Here is an 18,650-nt window from a genome sequence, read left to right on the forward strand (position 1 = left end):
GAGAATAGAATATATATATTGCAGAAATATGAATTGTACTTTTGAGGGGTGCTTATTATGAGTAGAGGTTTTAAGGGAATTATTATCGCTTTAATTTCCTTTTTCATAGTTCTGCTAGCGAGTTCTGCAGTTCTATTCTTATCAGGAGAAAAAATCGCCCCCAATGTTTCCATAGATGGTTATGATGTTGGAAGGATGACCTTGGCAGAAGCAATGAATGAACTAAAAAATGCTTTTGATAATAATCTAAACCAGGCATATATGACCTTGAAACATGGGGAAAAAACATGGCAGTTAAATTATAAGGATATCGACTACAGTTATGACTACGATAGAGCATTGGCTGAAGCATACAGCTTAACAAGACAAGGCAGTTTATTTAATAGATATATTGATTCAATATTGATAAGGATGAATAAAAAAGATATTACCATTGGCTTCAGCTATGATAAGGAGAAAGTAGCTCAATTCATAAAAAATATTTCAAAAGAAATTGATTCTGAACCTATTGATGCTACTATAAGGCTTGTTTCCGGGAAGTTTCAGATTACAGACGAAAAACTTGGAAGCAGATTGGATCAGGAGAAGGCTGTTAATATGATTTCTGCAGCCATTGACAGCAAGAGCATAGCTAATGTTGAATTACCTGTAGAAGTGATTGATGCAGAAATAACGAGAGCAGATTTATCAAATATCACAGATAAACTGGGAGAATACTCTACCAGCTTTAATGCAAGCAACGAATCAAGAAGCTATAATATTAAGCTTGCAACCAAAAGTGTTACCGATGTTTTGGTTCGCCCTGGTGAAACATTTTCCCTTAACAAAACCATAGGCCCCAGGCTTGCTAAATATGGATACAGGACAGCAAAAGTAATAATTAATAATGAATATGTAGACGGCATAGGGGGAGGTATATGTCAGGTATCCTCAACCCTATATAATGCTGCCTTACTGGCTAATCTAAAGATAGTGGAGAGAAAGAATCATTCTCTGCCATCAAGCTATATCGCCATGGGAAGAGATGCTACCATATCCGGCGATTATATAGATTTTAAGTTTATGAATAACACCCCATACCCATTATATATATATGGTGAGGTAAAGAGTAACCAGGTAAGGTTCAGCATATACGGCAAAAATGAGAATAAAGGAAGACAAATCAAGATAAAGACGGAAATTTTAAAGAAGATTGAGCCAAAGATAAAAATAATTGAAGACAGTAGCCTTCCTGTAGGCACTAAAATCGTTGAAAAAAAGGCCATACCCGGTTATGTTGTGAGAAGCTACAGGGTAATTGTAGAAAATGGTAAGGAAGTTTTGGTTGAACCTCTTTACACAGACACATACAGAGCTTCTGATGGTGTAACCCGAGTAGGCACAAAACCTGTTAATGTGCAGGGAACGAATAGTGAAGAAGAGGAAGCAAAGACAGTAGAAAATTAATGCATTGGAGTGCGATAAGATGAATAATGTTTATTACACAAAAGAAGTTAACTGCCCTATATGCATGATGAAGTTCAATACTACAAAAATAAAGACCAGTTCTTTGAGGGTAGATCACAGAGATGAAGATTTTTGCGTATATTATGAGAATTACAATCCAATTTATTATGACATATTTATTTGTCCTAACTGCGGCTATGCCTCTACAGAAAATGCCTTCGATAATATTAGCGATAAAGACAAGGTAGTATTGGCTGAAGCATTTGCAGGAAGGCAAGTAGGGAGGAATTTTTGCGGTATAAGGACCTACTCGGATGCTTTGGATAGTTATAAAATTGCCTTATATACCGCGACCTTGATCAACTCTAAAAACAGTTATATTGCAGGCTTGGCCTTAAAGACTGCATGGATGTACAGGTATGTAAAAGATGAAGAAGAGAAGGTTTTCCTTAAGATGGCTTTGGATAACTATATTGAAGCCTACAATAAGGAAAGTTTTCCTGTCAATAATATGGACGAGCTTACAGTGATGTATCTCATTGGAGAACTCTCAAGGAGACTGGAGAACTATGAACAGTCAATATACTGGTTTAGCAAAATAGCAAGTCATCCTGATCGAAACTCAAATATGAGAATACAAAAACTAGCTAAAGAACAATGGCATGCTGTCAGGGAATTAGTGAAGAAAAATTAAATACAAGTTCACAGAAATTTCATTGAATATTAAAAAAATTCCAATTACTATTTTAGTATAGATAATTGGAGGTGGAATTGTTGGACTATTATGAAAAATTAACTACCATGTTAATTGATAATGTAAACAAAGTGTTTATTGGTAAAAAATCTGTCGTTGAAAAAATAACTGTGGCAATATTAAGCGGGGGACATGTTCTTATTGAAGATGTGCCAGGCGTTGGTAAGACTACTCTGGTGCAAGCAATAGCAAAATCATTAGGTTGCGGCTTTAAAAGAATACAGTTCACACCTGACCTCCTCCCATCTGATATAACAGGTATTACTGTATATAATAGCAGAACGGGAAGTTTTGAGTTCAAAGAAGGCCCTATAATGGCTAATGTCATATTAGCAGACGAGATAAACCGAAGCTCACCAAAAACCCAGTCAAGTCTTTTGGAAGCCATGCAAGAGGGTCAAATAACAGTTGACGGAGTGACCTATGATCTTCCAAAACCCTTTGTTGTGCTGGCAACTCAAAATCCCATCGAATATGAGGGAACATTTCCATTGCCTGAAGCTCAGTTGGATCGTTTTGCAATGCGCATTAAGATAGGATATCCGGATTTTTATGAAGAGAAAAGCATACTTAAGCTTCAGGGAAAACCAACCGAAGAAATTGAAAGCATAATAACAGATGAAGACGTATTAAAGATTAGAGAAGAAGTAAAAAGCATACATGTAGAAGATTCAGTAAAGGATTATATCATAACAATAGTTCAGGCTACGAGGAGCCATCCTGATATTTATCTGGGATGCAGCCCCAGGGGAAGCCTTACCTTGCTCAATGCGTGCCGTGGGTTGGCTTACATAAGAGGAAGAGACCATGTACTGCCTGATGATGTAAAGGAACTAGCCGAAGCAGTACTCAATCATCGAATCATACTAAAGCCTGAAGCCAAAATGAAGGGGATAAGCGTTGAAGATATAATCTACTCTATAATCAGCTCAATACGAGTACCACTGGTGAGCAGAAATGTTTAGGGTAAATATAAGCGCCTTCTTAATTCTTGGAGCGGTGTTTATATCCGCTTTGTTGATCGGTGGTACCTTTTTCTATGGAGTATTCTTTTTTATATTATTTCTCTTGATGCTTTCCAATTATATGGGGAAAAAAGTATACAAGTCTATGGAATGCCTTGTTTGGAAGGTCAGCGATAAAGTAGTTACTGGGGCTTATGTAGATTACAGTGCAGAGATATATAATTCCTCCATGTTTCCCATACCATATATGGAGGTCTATTTAAATATGCCTGAAAGGCTAACCGGTGAGAAAGACGAATTTAATGTGAGATCTTTATCACCAGGTGGAAAGATAAAGCTGCCCAAAAGCTTTACATGTCAGCATAAGGGGATATATGATTTGGGCTCCATAGAGGTCATATATAGCGATCCATTCTTTATTTTCAGTTGGAAAAAACAGTTCAAATATGATATATCCTTGATTGTTTATCCGAGAATTTATCCCATAGAAAATATGAGCATACCTGCCAATCAGCTTTTTGGAACCATATCTAAAAAAAGCAATGCCTTTGAAGATTTTACCAGCGTAAAGGACATAAGAAAATACAATATAGGAGACAGCTTTAAGAAGATACACTGGAAGGTTTCTGCCCATAAGGGTGATTTATATGTTAAGAACCTGGATATGAATGCTTCTACCCATATGCATCTTTTTTTGGATCTTTATGAGAGCAAATACATAGGCAATAGAAGGGAAGATATTGAAGAAAGAGCAGCGGAATGTGCTGCTTCTCTCATAAACTTTGCTATGTCAAAAGGCATAGGAATTAATCTTTATGCTGCTGCAAAGGAGTATATAAACCTTTCCCATAAAGAAGCAGGCACCTTAGAAACCTACTTCGATGTACTGGCAAGCCTTAATCCAAAAGGAACCATAGATATATCACAAATAATATATAAGGAAGCTCAGAAGCTGAACTCAGGTGTCACAATAATAATTATTACACCAAAAGTAGATACCAATTTGATAAGTACAGCCTCTCAGATGAAATTAAAGGGATTTGAGTTTATAATACTTGAAATAAAAGATGAAAGTATGTCATCAGATGAGATAGAGAGATATATTCCAGCAGATATAGGCTATATTGCAATTCCATTGGATGGGAAAGATAATATAATTGTGAGGGACAAATATGCATAAAGAAGATTACAAAGATATTTTCTTCAAGGCGTTTTTATTATTTTTGATGATTTTAGCTATATCCTTGGGCATTAATGACTACTTTGATTTTGGTATTAAGCTGATACATCTGATGCTTTATGATGCTGTACTTATTATTATAGTTATCATATTATATTGTTTCCCTTTGGTGTTGGGATGGGGAATAATACTTTTTATAGCTGTATCCATATATATGAAATACCATCATAGCTTAATGTTCAATCGAATTCTTAGTGATATATTGCTGTTTCTTCAATGGCTTCCTGCATATATTGCAGGTTATGCAGCCTTTTTGAAGGAATATGCAGTACCTTTTTTGATAATCATAATGATTTTCGCAACAGGGTTGCTGGGAATTCTGGTATTTTCAAGGATAAATAAACTTATAATAACTGCCATAGGCATTATGCTTTTTTCATTCTTCTGGTTCACATATGTAGAAAAGTCTCATTTATATCTTATGATTTTTCTGTATTCATCATTGTTGCTTCATTCTTACAGTTTGTGGGAGAAAAAGAAGGAAGAATGGAAGAGCAAATCCATACCTGTTTCAATAAGTTTCTATAAAAGTTGGCTAAGCAGTGCCGCATTGCTTATAGGCTTATCCATAGTCTTCATGCTTATGCTTCCTTTGAATATCAAGCCTTTGAAAATTGATATATTAAATGATTTCATGGTGCGAAACTTTCCATTTATCACCCAATGGAAAAATGCATCAGAGGAGAACTACGGATATAGCTATAGTTTCAGTTTAGCTGGTAATGTATATAAAGATAAAAAGTTGGGTGGTCCAGTAAATTTTAATGGCAGCAGTATGCTTACTGTAAAGGGAAGTCTTCGGAATAACCTTTATTTAAGAGGAAGTGTGTATGATAAATATTCAGGTTTTAACTGGAGCAGATCTAGACGAAAATCTTTCATATTTGATGAAAAAAAGGTACTTGATATGCTTGCAAATATAGAATTTATGGATCTGAATATAGAGATAAAACCGGAAAGATTGATTTCATCCACTCTCTTTAGTGCTCTCTATCCAGTAAATGTGAAGTTGGATAATGAGAAAATTTTTATTAATGATGATTTAGAAATGTATACTTCAAAAATAATAGATAAAAATTCGAGCTATAATATTAATATAAAGCTTCCAATGATATCTGAAGATATGCTAAGAGAAGCTATGGCTGATGCTGACAAAGAAATAAGCAATACATACCTGAAGCTCCCTAATAATATACCAGATAGGCTTAGTAAACTTGTGGAACACATTACATATGGCAAAAACAATTCATATGATATGGTAAAAGCTATTGAAGCTTATCTGAGAAGCAACTATCAGTATACACTGGAACCTGAAAATGTGCCTGCGGGAAGGGATTTTGTAGATTATTTTCTCTTTGAAGGCAAGGAAGGATATTGCACTTATTTTGCCTCATCAATGGTTGTTATGTTAAGGCTTGCAGGAATACCAGCCAGGTATGTGGAAGGGTTTTTGGTAGAGCCCAAGGGTGATGTTGAGAATGGGAAATATGATATTATCGATAGAAATGCTCATGCTTGGGTAGAAGCCTACTTTGGTGAATATGGCTGGATAACCTTTGAGCCTACACCTGCCTATAAAGAAATAGAGCCTTGGAAGAAGGAAAATGAAGAGGAGCCCCAAGAGGCCTCAAATGATGAAGAAGATGAGCTGGTTTCATTTTCAGAAAACATCATCGATACCACAAGAAGAAAAGACCTTATGGAGGATGAAATATATACTGTCGTGGATATAACTAATGGAGATAGGAAAATAGGTATTAATACTAAGCATATTGTATATTTTATCATATTTGTAATTTTACTGAGAATATTATATGGATTGATAAAAATAAACATGCTGAAATTTATCAAAATCAAAGATTCAAATAAATATGCGAAATTCTATATAGATCACATTATATGGCTGGCACATAAAGCAGGCAGAAAAAAGAAAGACAGTGAAACATTGAGACAGTTTATGAGTAATATGAATGAGTACTTTTTAATAGAAGAAGATATAAGCGGTCATATTATATCAATCCTTGAGGGAATAATATATGGAGGAAAATCCATAACATCAGATGAAGTAATCAAATTGAACGAGTTTGAAAGAAGGTTAAAAAGAGAGATTAAGGCAAATCTGGGTGAAGTCAAGTATATCTGGAATTTTTACTTGGGAAAGCCATAAAAAATATTTGTACTTTATCAATTGCTGTGATATAATATTTTCGTTAGCGCGAGTGACGGAATTGGCATACGTATACGATTCAGGTTCGTAGTTTTGCGGGTTCAACTCCCGCCTCGCGCACCAATTAATTTAAATAACTTCTAATGCTTGCAAATACATACTTTATGTACGATTAACCTCATAATACGATGAGCCTGTAGAAAACTGGTAGTCGTAGCATGAGGTTTTTTTGACCAGTTTTAAAGACTATAATATCTACACATTTAATCGATATTTTATAGATATATCCTAGAGATGTGCATGGAGGAAAACATATGGAAGAAAGAGCAAGAGTAGTCTTCACTGATGGTGATACTGCCAAAGTCGTATTAAAAAGATCCAGCGCATGTGGTGAAAATTGTGCTAAGTGTAAAGGATGTACTTCTGAAATGACTTATGTGGAAGCAAAAAACCTTATTGGAGCCAAAGTAGGGCAGGAAGTGATTCTTGAGATGAAAAGCGGAATGTTTTTGGGTGCCGTTTTAATCACTTATGTGCTGCCACTAATTGCACTTACTATAGGAATTATGTTAGGTACAAATATTAGCATTCCTATTGGACTCAAAATTTCTAGTGATCTGTTAGGAGTGACACTGGGATTTGTTTTAATGGCTGCAACTTATTTATTTATAAATTTGATAGATAAGAAATATAAGAAGGCCGGCAAAATATCATTCAGAATAGCTAAAATTGCGAAGTAACATTTTTACTCTGCCCATTAATGCACATAGCGATGATATCGATGCTGTTTAGAAAGAAAACACATTGACATTCAGCACCTTATCTGTTACAATTTAAAAAATTTAATTTTATAGGCTATGAAAAGGAATAGTAGGCATTTTGGATTTTTCAGAGAGAAGATGGTTGGTGAGAATCTTTAATGAAAGTATAATTCGTCCTAAGTTGATTTATTTGACTTAGGGCTTTTAATATTTTAGTAGAGTATTGGAGGTAAAGACATGAAAATTCAAAAACTTGTTGGAGACAGATTTAAAGAAATGCCAGCGGATTGTGAAATCGATAGTCATGGGTTAATGATCAGAGGCGGTTATATGAAACATGTTGCTAATGGTATTTATTCATCATATACCCCTCTTCGTCGTATCACGAGAAAAATAGAACAGATTATTCGTGAGGAAATGGATGCAATAGATGGGCAAGAGGTGCAGTTCCCTGTTGTATTACCTGCATCCCTATGGGAAGAATCAGGAAGGTATACAAGTGTAGGAAATGAATTACTGCGCTTCAAGGATAGAAACAATAGTCCCTTTGTTCTTGGTATGACACATGAAGAAGCGTCAGTACATCTTGTGCGTGAATACGGACAAAGTTATGCCAAGTATCCTTTTATGGTCTATCAGATTCAAACAAAATTCAGAGATGAAGCTCGTCCCCGAGGTGGTCTTATACGAGTCCGTGAATTTACCATGAAGGATGCATATTCCTTTCACACATCATGGGAAGATTTGGAGGAATACTATAGCAAATGTTTTAAAGCTTACGAGAGAATATTTAAGAGGGTAGGCATACCTGAAGTAATATCGGTTGCATCGGATTCAGGTATGATGGGAGGTAACCTGTCCCATGAGTTTATGCTCCTAACTCCAGTGGGAGAGGATTCAATTGCCTTGTGTTCAAACTGTGATTATCGTGCTAATACGGAAGCAGCAGAATCAATAGTAGAAAATGAAAGAAGTGAGATTTCTGAAGAATTGAAACTTGTCCACACTCCTGATATTCATACAATTGAAGAACTTTGTGAATTCTTGGATATACCAAGGGAAAAATCCTGTAAAGCAGTAGTATATCAGAAGGAATCAGAGAATGAATATGTAATTTTATTTATTCGCGGAGATTTGGATGTCAGTGAAACAAAGGTGAAGAAATATCTGGGAGGAGATATTCGCCCTGCTGCTATTACAGAAGATTGTGGAATAATCGCAGGGTTCATTGGACCCTATAACTTAAAAGGGAATCATACAGTTCTATTTGATAAATCACTAAAAGGCACCAATAATATGTGCTGTGGAGCAAATATTTCAGACCATCATTATGCTGGGCTGGATATTGAGCGGGACTGCGGTGATGTAGAATATCATGATTTTGCAAAGATTAGGGATGGTGGTATCTGCCCTGAATGCGGCAAGCATAGTATAAAAATATCAAGAGGAATAGAGGTAGGCAATATATTTCAGCTTGGTACTAAATATACAGAAGCTATGAATATGCAGTATTTGGATAAAGAAGGCAAATCTCAGTACCCCATAATGGGTTGTTATGGAATTGGAGTTGGACGCTTGGCCGCATCGGTATGTGAAGCTCATCATGATGACTATGGTCCAATTTGGCCCATATCCATAGCACCATGGCAGGTACATTTGTGCTGTGTTCGTTCAGATAATCAGGAAGTGAAGAAATTAGCTGATGAATTGTATGAAGAATTACTAAGAAAAAATATAGAAGTAATCTATGATGATAGAAATGTAAGCACTGGTGTGATGTTTTCCGATGCGGATTTGCTTGGAGTACCTGTTAGAGTTGTAGCCAGCCCGAGAAATATGAAGGAAAATTGCTTTGAGATAGCAACGAGAGATAAAAGGATTACAGTAAAGGTTCCAGTAGATGAAGCTGTGGGTGCAATTACAGATTTAATTGATAAATTAAAAGCTGAATTGAGATAAAAAGTGTATGCTTATAATATTAGGTATACAACAGTTTGCATAATTAGTCCTAAGTTGATTTGTTCAACTTAGGACTTTTCTGTTTCACTAAATAATTGGAGATAAAGGCATAAAATCAAAATCGTAAATGACATACATAAATATGCACAAGCCTTCATATATATCTACAAACTGAGGTCGTACGATAAAAACACGGTTTTGTCTTTATCGTAGCCAATAAAATACTATGAAAAGGGGAGAGTTGAATGAAAAAGGCATTGTGTTTGATACTCAGTGTAATAATGGTATTGACATTTTCTATTCAGGCATTTGCTGAGGCAGATAGCTTAAATGAAGTAGAAAAGAAAATGATCAGTGCCATGGACAAAATCAAAGACGAATCATTTGAACTAAGCAAGCAAATTTGGGAGCTCAAAGAAATGGGTATGGAAGAATTTAAATCTTCGGCTTTGCTGGTAGAAACTTTTAAGAAGCATGGTTTTACAGTACAACACGGTGTAACGGCTAAAGATCCTTTAACCGGATTAGATATGGAACTACCTACCGCATTCATAGCAACATACGAAGGCAAAGAAGGCGGGCCTACAATTGGAATAACAGTTGAATATGATGCACTTCCAAACGGCCATGCCTGCGGTCACAATCTTATTTCTCAATCAGGTTTTGTTGCTGCATTAGGTATTAAGGAAGCCTTGCAAACCATTCCTGGTAAGGTAGTCGTATTTGGAACACCTGCTGAGGAAACTTTAGGCGGCAAGATACCCATGCTTGCTGCTGGATTGATGAAAGATGTAGATATTGCATTTTCAACTCATGGCTCTGGAGGACATCAATGGTCAACTGAGTTAAATGCAAAGGCCATGACATGGGCAAGATATGAAACAGGTGCACTGACCTTTAAAGGAAAATCGTCCCACGCCTCTGCTTCTCCAGAAAAAGGAAGAAGCGCCCTTGATGCAGCGATGCTGATGGGTATCGGCATAGAGTTTTTGAGAGAGCATATGATAGAAACAGACAGAATACACTACATATATATGGATGGTGGAAAGGCTGCAAATGTTGTTCCTGATTCTATTAAAGTAGATATCTATGTAAGAGCAGATACTACTCCCGAATTAGAAGAGCTTACAAAGCGTGTAGATAATATCATTGCCGGTGCAGCCTTGATGACTGATACAACTGCAGAATACACATGGGATGCCCCATTCCTAAATGCAGTTCCTGTTCCCAGGCTATGGAACTTTGTAGCAGATACAGCGGGACTTGTAGGTATCAGCAAGGATAAATTTTTATTTAATACAAAGGCTGGTGGTTCCACTGATTTAGGCAATGTTGGTTATGAAATGCCTACAGCAAATATTAATTTCCCAATTGCAGAAGTTGAGCCGGGTAAAGAAATTGCAAGTCACACTGATGAATTCCGTGAAGCCTCAATAAAAGAATATGCAATGAAAAACAGCTTTATTGCTGGTGAAATAATAGCCCTCTCAGCTTACAAATTGCTTACAAATCCAACAGAATTACAAGCAATAAAAGATGAGTTTGCTATGAATAAACAGTAAAGATTCAATAAAACAGAAAGAGTCTGATAAATGAGAATAAGCATATTCGTTATATTTGCTGTCATGGAAGCCATTACAGGTGCCGTGCCGCTTTATAAGTAATAATAGATACAGGGTGTCAGGTTAATATTGCTGGCACTCTGTTTTATTATGAGTTTGAGAAAATCTGGGGAAGTTGAGAGAGGGTTTTATATTCTTTAAAAGTAAGGTATATTAAAAGATATTGACATTAGTTGAGTATTCAGGAGGATAAAATATTATGTTAAATATAGGTTGTCACTTATCTGTTTCCAAGGGTTATGCTCATATTGGAAACGTAGCTCTTTCCATTGGGGCCAATACATTTCAGTTTTTTACCCGGAACCCCAGGGGTGGAAAGGCAAGGAAATTCGATGAAGAAGATGTCTTAGCGTTGCAAAGAATTAAGGAGGAACATAATTTTGCCCCCTTGATTGCACATGCTCCCTATACCCTCAACCCTGCTTCAGCAGATCCAAAGGTGAGAAATTTTGCTTATATGGTTATAAAAGAGGATTTGGAAACCTTGGAATATTTGCCTGGAACGCTGTATAATTTTCATCCAGGAAGCCATGTAGGGCAGGGAGTTGAGAAGGGTATAGAGTTAATTGCAGAAATCCTCAATGATCTACTAAAGCCTAATCAAAAGACAAAGGTATTGTTAGAAACCATGGCAGGAAAGGGAAGTGAGATAGGAGGTCGTTTTCAGGAGCTGAAGGCAATTCTGGATAGAGTGAAATTGGAGGAACATATGGGAGTGTGTTTAGACACTTGCCATGTATATGATGGGGGATATGATATTGTTGAGAATCTGGATGGAGTCCTGGAGGAATTTGATAACAGCATTGGACTTGATAGACTTTATGCCATCCATATTAATGATAGTTTGAATCCAATGGGTTGCCATAAGGACCGTCATACCCGTATAGGTGAAGGGAGCATTGGGATTGAGACAATGGAGAGAGTCATAAATCATCCAAGTCTGAGACACCTGCCCTTTATATTGGAGACCCCTAATGAATTGCCCGGGCATCAGGAGGAGATCAGGTTACTGCGCAGCTTATATAAATGATGTATGTAGTTCATTTTTTCGAGAATGGCTAGGACCATGTATATGCAGCCAATCCCCGTTCATTAAGTAAATCTCTTAATGGGCGGGGTTGTTTCGTGTTCAGCCAGAGTATTATTGGCTCATTTGCCTTGTAATGCTAATAAAATAATAATAAAATAGAATTGGCATGTATGGACAAGACATTATAAATAATAGGGGGTATTAATATTTACAAACTAAAAAACTTAATAATTATCACACTAATGATTGTAATTGTAAATGCAGCAATAATACACGGCGATGAAATGAGATTTTATCCAGATAAGCTATACTACAGTAAAGATTTTGTAAATGATGTAAACAGGCTTCTTTATAGCTATGGAGAAAAATACCCTTCCTTCATTTCTGTTGAAAAAGCAGGAGATTCCTATATGGGCAATGAGATAGTTTGCCTTAAGATTGGTAAAGGTAAGAAGAGCGTCTTTATAAATGCTTCCCATCATGGAAAAGAACACATGACAACATTGCTAGCTATGAATCAAATTGATTATTTGGTTAATAAATATCAATATGATAAAGAATTGCAGGAATTGCTCAATGATGTGTCCATAATATTTCTTCCAATGGTCAATCCTGACGGAATAAATATTGCAAGAGGATATTCAATAGCCTACCCAAACGCTGTAGCCGTAGGCAGATCATCATCAGTAAACAGATATATGGGTTGGAAGGCTAATGGAAGAGGAGTGGATCTCAATAGGAATTATCCTATGAGATGGGATTATATTTTAAATGATCCAGGCAAACCTGCCAATATGAACTACAAAGGAGAAGCGCCTTTTAGTGAAGTTGAAACTAATATAGTTAAAGATCTGTGTCAAAAAAATGATTTTGAAATATGTATTGCATATCATTCTGCAGGGGAAGTTATATTCTGGTATGCTTATCAAGATGAAGAACAAGAAAAACGAGATATGGAAATAGCTAAAGAAATAAGCAGTATAACAGGATACAGATTAGACATGACTCGCCATACAGCTGGTGGAATGAAGGATTGGTTTATCCAGGAATATGGCAAGCCTGGCTTCACAATTGAGATAGGAAGTCCCGAATATGTGGGAGATTTTAAACAGCTGCCATATAGTGAATATAGAAAAATATGGCTTAGCAATAGAGATATACCTGAATACTTATTAAAATTAGTTGCATCTAAACAAGAAGATGATAATGAACAAGGAGAGGAAAGCAAATATGTTGTCGAGACAGAACAACTACAAAATGGTAGTAATGGACATGGATTACACCCTACTGAACAAAAATAAAGAAGTTTCCCCGGGAAATAAAGAAGCTCTGGCTGAGGCTGCCAAAAAGGGTGTCCACCTAGTGGTTGCAACAGGTAGGATATACTCTTCAGCCAGGTTTTACACAAGACTGCTTGGAATAAATACGCCTATAATCGCAAGCAACGGAGCTATAATAAAGGAAGATGCTACCAATAAAATAATGTTCCAGAGCATACTTTTAGATGAGGTAGCCTTGGAAATGATAAGACTATGCAAGGAGAATGGTTTATACTGTCATCTATATTCTCAGGACACTGTCTATACTGAGAAGATAATCAACATTTCTCAAAGATACTCTGAATGGAATCAAAGACTCAATGAGGAGGATAGAATAAACATCAATGTGGTAGAGTCGCTGGAGAAGACTGTAGAGGAAGAGAGGGGGAAAATACTCAAGGCTGTTGTAGTTGATGATGATGAAGAAAAGCTGGCATACATAAGAGAAAAAATTATGGAGACCGGTAAAGTATCTGTGAGCCAATCCCTAAAAGACAATCTTGAAGTGATGAATAAGGGTATAAATAAAGGAAATGCCATAAGGATCCTGTCTGAAATATATGGCATAAAGCGCGATGAAATAATAGCTATCGGAGATAACGAGAATGATATAAGTATGGTAGAGTATGCAGGTCTTGGAATAGCTATGGGTAATGCAGTTGATATCTTGAAGGAGAGGGCTGATTATATCACTGGGACCTATGATGAAGATGGTGTGGCTCAGGTCATACGAGAATTTGTGCTATAAGGAGTGCAGAACAGATTGGAAAAGGTTGGAGTAGTTAGATGCAGTGATTATAAGTATGAAAGCGTGGAAAAGGCTGTATTCCAATGCCTTGATTCCCTTCAGGGATTGAAGGAAAAAATAAAGCCGGGAAGCAAGGCATTGGTGAAGGTCAATCTTCTCAAAAAAAATAATCCGGAGGACGCAGTTACAACACATCCAGCAGTGGCTGAGGCCATAGTTAGGTACTTGCAGGCTTTAGGCTGTGAAGTAACATTGGGGGACAGCCCAGGAGGACCGTACACTGAATGGATGCTGAAAGGCATATATAAGGCTACAGGTATGGTTCAAGTGGCTGAGAGGACAAACTGCAAATTAAACTATGATGTTTCAGTGGCAGAGGTACATAATGAGCAGGGGAGAATGCTAAAGAGGATGCAGGTTATCAAAGTGGCTGAAGATGCAGATTTTATTGTATCCGTTGCAAAACTTAAAACCCATGCCATGATGACTTATACTGGAGCTGTAAAAAATCTCTTTGGTATAATTCCAGGTATAATAAAAGCCGACTATCACTTAAAGATGAACGATGTTTCTAATTTTGCCGCTCATTTAGTAGATATATGCGAATATGCAAAGCCTGTGTTTTCAGTTATAGACGGTATCGATGGAATGGAAGGGGACGGCCCCTCTGCAGGGGACAAGCGACATGTAGGAATAATCATGGCCTCAGAAAACCCCTATGCATTGGATTTCAGTGCATTAAGATTGATAGGAATAAATCCCTCCATAGTACCTACTATGAAAGAAGCAATGAACAGGGGATTATTCTCTTGTGAGGATGGTGATATAGAATATACTTGCTTGAAGCCTTCAGATATAAATATAAAGCCCTTTAAGCTGCCAAGATCACTGGAAATAAATTTCATCGGGGGAAGGATACCTGCAGTTGTTGAAAAATGGGTAATGAACAATTTAAGACCAAGGCCTGTGTTCGATCATGAGACCTGCATCTCTTGCAGGATTTGTGAGAAAAGTTGTCCTCCAAAAGTAATCAATATGGATACAGGTAAGCCAGTAGTAAATTTAAGCAAATGCATAAGATGCTTTTGCTGCCATGAGCTCTGCCCACAAAAAGCAGTTCATATTAAGAAGCATGGAATATATGACAGGTTATTCAGATAACCTGTCTTTTTTTGTCTTTCAATAATTTTGAGACATGTTAGGAAATATGGTAAAATAAACATAATATGTATATATTTATATACATAAATATTATGTGGGGGTATTAAGATGAGAAAGGGATTAAAACGAGTAAGCATAATGCTTACACTCCTCATGGTTATTTCCATGTTGTTACCAATGAGTACTGTGTTTGCGGAAAAAAGCAATGCCAAAACCATTACTATTTTGGCAACAAGCGATTTGCATGGGAGAATCTATCCATGGGAGTATGCTGCCGGTAAAGCAGATGATAAATCAGGGCTTGCTAAGATTCAGACATTAGTTAAGGCAGAAAAAGCGAATAATCCGAATACAATTCTAGTAGATTGTGGTGATCTTGTTCAGGGAAATTTGGCAGACTTATTCAATAACCAGCCTGTTCATCCTATGGTGGAAGCAATAAACTATATGGAATATGATGCATGGGTTTTAGGTAACCATGAGTTTAATTTCAGTCTGGATTTCTTAAATAGGAATGTTGCCGCTTTCAAAGGCAGTGTACTGGTTGCAAATATATATAAAGAAGATGGAACCCGTGCCTTTGAGCCCTATAAAATATTTGAAAAAGATGGCATAAGAGTCGCTATAGTAGGTATAATAACACCTCATATCCCGATATGGGAGGCAAGCAATCCTGACCGTTTCAAAGGATTGACTTTTACTGATCCCCTTGAAGAAGCAAAAAAGGTTGTCAAAGAATTGGAAGGGAAATATGATGTTTTAGTGGGAGCATTCCATTTAGGAGATACTGCTGAGAAGGATGCTACAGATGGCGCATTGCCTATAGCCGAAGCGCTACCACAGTTCAATGTAATATTCTGCGGTCACAAGCATGCAAAATTTGATAATATTGCATCAAGCAACGGAGTAAAGCTCATTGAGCCAGGAACCAACGGGGCTGCGCTGGCTAAAGCTGATATCAATGTGGTTAAAGAAGGAGACCAATGGGTTGTAAAAGAGGTAGCAACCAAAAATATAGATGTAACTGCTGAAATAGAGGCTGATAAAGACCTATTGGAAAGATTCGCTTATGTGGATGAAACATCAAAAAAAGAGGCTGCAAGAGAGGTCGGCATTGTTACTGAGGATTTTGTGAAGGGTGTAGATTATTTTACAGGTGAAGATGTAGTTACAACAATGCCAAGGGCACAGTTGGAGGATAATGCCATAACCGACTTGATAAATGAGGTTCAGATGTATTATACAAAAGCGGATATCTCAGGTGCTGCTTTGTTCGATATTGATGCCAATGTGAAGGCAGGTCCATTCAGGCTGCAAGACGCAGCTAAGATATATAAGTATGACAACAATACTCTTGTGGGGCTTAATATTACAGGAAAGAATCTTAAGGCTTATATGGAATGGTCTGCAAGTTATTATAATCAGTATAAGGAAGGGGACCTGACCATAAGCTTCAATCCAGATATAAGAGCCTATAATTATGATATGTTTTCCGGAGTCAACTATGATATTGATATATCCAAGCCTGCTGGAAATCGTATAGTCAACCTTACATATAAAGGTGAACCTATAAAAGATGATGCAGTATATAAGCTGGCTTTGAATGATTATCGCTTTGGAACCTTAAAGACTCTGGGACTTGCCACTGATGAAGATAAGTTCTATCCTTCAAAAGAACAGGAAGGTGCTCAGGAGTCACTGAGGTCTTTAGTATTGAAGTATGTACAGGAAGTAAAAAAAGGTGTTGTTACTCCAACTGTTGATAACAACTGGAAGATTATAGGCACCAACTTTGATTATGAGAAGTATAAAGAATATTATGACCAGATAAAATCTGGGGAAATAAAAATACCTTCATCCTTTGACGGTAGAACTCCAAATATAAAGTCAGTCAATATTGATGACTTGGCGAAACTAGGTAAAGTTGAAGGCGTAAAAGTCATCAGTCTGTTATCTGTCAATGATTTTCATGGTAATATTGTTGAAAGCGGAAAGAATCCGGGGGCAGCAAGATTGGCAGGATATTTAAAGGCTGAGAGGGAAGCTAATCCGGAAGGAACAATAATACTGAGCGCTGGAGATATGTATCAAGGTACAGCGGACTCTAATCTTATGTATGGAGTACCAGTCCAGAACATGATGAATCAAATAGGTTTTGATGCAATGGTTATGGGCAATCATGAGTTTGACTGGGGTATTGAACCAATAGAAAAATGGAAATCATTAAGTAAATTCCCGTTCTTGGCAGCCAATATAATTGACAAGAAAACAGGAGAGGTAGCCGACTTCGCAAAACCCTACACAATTGTTGAGAGAAAGGGCATTAAAGTAGGAATTATAGGGGTTGCAACTCTTGAGACACTGACTAAGACAAAGGCAGAGATGGTAGAACCTTATAACTTTAGTGATCCTGCTGAGACTGTGAATGCTCTGGTACCGAAAGTTAAGGAGGATGGTGCTAATATAATAGTTGTGCTCAGTCATTTAGGTGCAATGCAAGACAAAGATACAAAAGAAATTTCAGGTGAAGCAGCCGACTTCGCTAAATCAGTTGAAGGAGTGGATGCAATCATAACAGGACACTCTCATCAGACTATAGCAGGTAAGATCAATGGAATACCTATTGTTCAGGCATATTACAACGGCAGATCTGTTGCTCATATTGATATTTATCTAGATGCTGATAACAAGATTACCAGAACCGAAGCTTATGTTGATGGGAATGTAATAAAAGCAGCTGAAGATACTGAAATGAAAAACTATATAGATTCCATAGGCAAGGAATTAGCTCCTATTAAGAATGTTGTAATAGGAAAGGCTACAGCAGCTTTTAATCATGATACCGCAGTAACACAGGTTACTCCTGTTGGTAATTTTGTAACGGATATAATGAGAAAAGTTACCAATGCTGATATAGCAATACAAAATGGCGGCGGTCTGAGAAGGGATATTCCTGAAGGAGATATAACAATGGGGTTGTTATACGAGCTATTACCCTTTGATAACACGCTATTTACTTTTGATTTAACTGGCAAACAAGTAAAAGAGGCAATTGAGCATGGTATTATCCTAAACCATGAAAAAACTTTCAGATCAGGCCAATTCTCAGGTTTGAAGGTTAAATATGATTCATCAAAAGCGAGAGGAGAAAGAATTATAGAGATAACATTGCTGGATGGAACTCCTCTTGTTGATGATAAGATTTATAAAGTGGTTACAAATGATTTCCAGGCAACAGGTGGAGATGAATATGTTATGTTTATAGAAAGCAAGAATACATTTGATACCAATATTCCCATCAGGGATGTAATTGTAGATGAGATAAAAGAGCTAAAAACTATCAGTCCCGTAGTAGATGATAGATTGATAGATGTAGCAGGTCAGACCAGCATGTTTATTCCATTTGACTTTGATATAGCAGCATAAGGTATAAATAGGATTAATAAAATATATAATAGACAAAAAGGAGGTGTGAAAA

Annotated in this window: 13 protein-coding genes and 1 tRNA gene; all 14 read left to right on the plus strand. The window is 36.8% G+C overall.

Going from position 1 to position 18,650, the window contains the following annotated elements; all coding sequences use genetic code 11:
• Positions 1-57: 57 nt before the first annotated feature.
• The 14 genes from ACESM9_RS01470 (at position 58) to ACESM9_RS01535 (ending at position 18,598) form a co-directional block, all read left to right on the plus strand.
• Positions 58-1,446 carry a VanW family protein gene (locus ACESM9_RS01470; protein WP_372994563.1) on the plus strand — a complete coding sequence of 463 codons (1,389 nt, stop codon included), beginning with the start codon at positions 58-60 and terminating at the stop codon, positions 1,444-1,446.
• Between the two features lie 19 nt (positions 1,447-1,465).
• Positions 1,466-2,140, plus strand: a complete 675-nt coding sequence (locus tag ACESM9_RS01475) for a DUF2225 domain-containing protein (RefSeq protein ID WP_372994565.1) — start codon at positions 1,466-1,468, stop codon at positions 2,138-2,140.
• Positions 2,141-2,211: 71 nt separating this feature from the next.
• Positions 2,212-3,165: an AAA family ATPase gene (locus tag ACESM9_RS01480; RefSeq protein WP_372994631.1), complete on the plus strand. Its 954-nt coding sequence runs from the start codon at positions 2,212-2,214 to the stop codon at positions 3,163-3,165.
• On the plus strand, positions 3,158-4,345 hold the full coding sequence (locus ACESM9_RS01485) for a DUF58 domain-containing protein (protein WP_372994567.1): 1,188 nt from the start codon (positions 3,158-3,160) through the stop codon (positions 4,343-4,345). The genes ACESM9_RS01480 and ACESM9_RS01485 overlap by 8 nt, the downstream gene beginning before the upstream one ends.
• Positions 4,338-6,572, plus strand: a complete 2,235-nt coding sequence (locus ACESM9_RS01490; protein ID WP_372994569.1) for a transglutaminase domain-containing protein — start codon at positions 4,338-4,340, stop codon at positions 6,570-6,572. The genes ACESM9_RS01485 and ACESM9_RS01490 overlap by 8 nt, the downstream gene beginning before the upstream one ends.
• 46 nt (positions 6,573-6,618) lie before the next feature.
• A tRNA-Leu gene (locus ACESM9_RS01495) sits at positions 6,619-6,695 on the plus strand.
• A gap of 191 nt (positions 6,696-6,886) precedes the next feature.
• Positions 6,887-7,312, plus strand: a complete 426-nt coding sequence (locus tag ACESM9_RS01500; protein WP_372994571.1) for a SoxR reducing system RseC family protein — start codon at positions 6,887-6,889, stop codon at positions 7,310-7,312.
• A 258-nt stretch (positions 7,313-7,570) separates the two neighbouring features.
• Positions 7,571-9,292 (plus strand): proline--tRNA ligase, encoded by a 1,722-nt coding sequence (locus ACESM9_RS01505; protein WP_372994573.1) that lies wholly within the window; start codon positions 7,571-7,573, stop codon positions 9,290-9,292.
• A gap of 245 nt (positions 9,293-9,537) precedes the next feature.
• Positions 9,538-10,854 (plus strand): M20 family metallopeptidase, encoded by a 1,317-nt coding sequence (locus ACESM9_RS01510; RefSeq protein WP_372994575.1) that lies wholly within the window; start codon positions 9,538-9,540, stop codon positions 10,852-10,854.
• A gap of 259 nt (positions 10,855-11,113) precedes the next feature.
• Entirely contained in the window at positions 11,114-11,944 is an 831-nt protein-coding gene (locus tag ACESM9_RS01515) for a deoxyribonuclease IV (RefSeq protein ID WP_372994577.1), read from the plus strand.
• A 242-nt stretch (positions 11,945-12,186) separates the two neighbouring features.
• A complete protein-coding gene (locus ACESM9_RS01520; protein WP_372994579.1) occupies positions 12,187-13,245 on the plus strand; it encodes a M14 family zinc carboxypeptidase in 1,059 nt (352 codons plus the stop codon).
• Positions 13,175-14,011, plus strand: coding sequence for a Cof-type HAD-IIB family hydrolase (locus ACESM9_RS01525; RefSeq protein WP_372994581.1), 837 nt, complete (start codon positions 13,175-13,177; stop codon positions 14,009-14,011). The genes ACESM9_RS01520 and ACESM9_RS01525 overlap by 71 nt, the downstream gene beginning before the upstream one ends.
• A gap of 15 nt (positions 14,012-14,026) precedes the next feature.
• Positions 14,027-15,172 (plus strand): DUF362 domain-containing protein, encoded by a 1,146-nt coding sequence (locus ACESM9_RS01530; RefSeq protein WP_372994583.1) that lies wholly within the window; start codon positions 14,027-14,029, stop codon positions 15,170-15,172.
• Positions 15,173-15,280: 108 nt separating this feature from the next.
• Positions 15,281-18,598, plus strand: coding sequence for a 5'-nucleotidase C-terminal domain-containing protein (locus ACESM9_RS01535; protein WP_372994585.1), 3,318 nt, complete (start codon positions 15,281-15,283; stop codon positions 18,596-18,598).
• Positions 18,599-18,650: the final 52 nt, after the last annotated feature.

The organism is Lutispora sp. (assembly GCF_041687175.1).
In the GTDB taxonomy this organism is placed as follows: Bacteria; Bacillota; Clostridia; order Lutisporales; family Lutisporaceae; genus Lutispora.

Coding starts and splice junctions, on each gene's coding strand:
- ACESM9_RS01470 (WP_372994563.1), top strand. CDS start 58: ATGAGTAGAGGTTTTAAGGGAATTATTATCGCTTTAATTTCCTTTTTC.
- ACESM9_RS01475 (WP_372994565.1), top strand. CDS start 1,466: ATGAATAATGTTTATTACACAAAAGAAGTTAACTGCCCTATATGCATG.
- ACESM9_RS01485 (WP_372994567.1), top strand. CDS start 3,158: ATGTTTAGGGTAAATATAAGCGCCTTCTTAATTCTTGGAGCGGTGTTT.
- ACESM9_RS01490 (WP_372994569.1), top strand. CDS start 4,338: ATGCATAAAGAAGATTACAAAGATATTTTCTTCAAGGCGTTTTTATTA.
- ACESM9_RS01500 (WP_372994571.1), top strand. CDS start 6,887: ATGGAAGAAAGAGCAAGAGTAGTCTTCACTGATGGTGATACTGCCAAA.
- ACESM9_RS01505 (WP_372994573.1), top strand. CDS start 7,571: ATGAAAATTCAAAAACTTGTTGGAGACAGATTTAAAGAAATGCCAGCG.
- ACESM9_RS01510 (WP_372994575.1), top strand. CDS start 9,538: ATGAAAAAGGCATTGTGTTTGATACTCAGTGTAATAATGGTATTGACA.
- ACESM9_RS01515 (WP_372994577.1), top strand. CDS start 11,114: ATGTTAAATATAGGTTGTCACTTATCTGTTTCCAAGGGTTATGCTCAT.
- ACESM9_RS01520 (WP_372994579.1), top strand. CDS start 12,187: ATGATTGTAATTGTAAATGCAGCAATAATACACGGCGATGAAATGAGA.
- ACESM9_RS01525 (WP_372994581.1), top strand. CDS start 13,175: ATGTTGTCGAGACAGAACAACTACAAAATGGTAGTAATGGACATGGAT.
- ACESM9_RS01535 (WP_372994585.1), top strand. CDS start 15,281: ATGAGAAAGGGATTAAAACGAGTAAGCATAATGCTTACACTCCTCATG.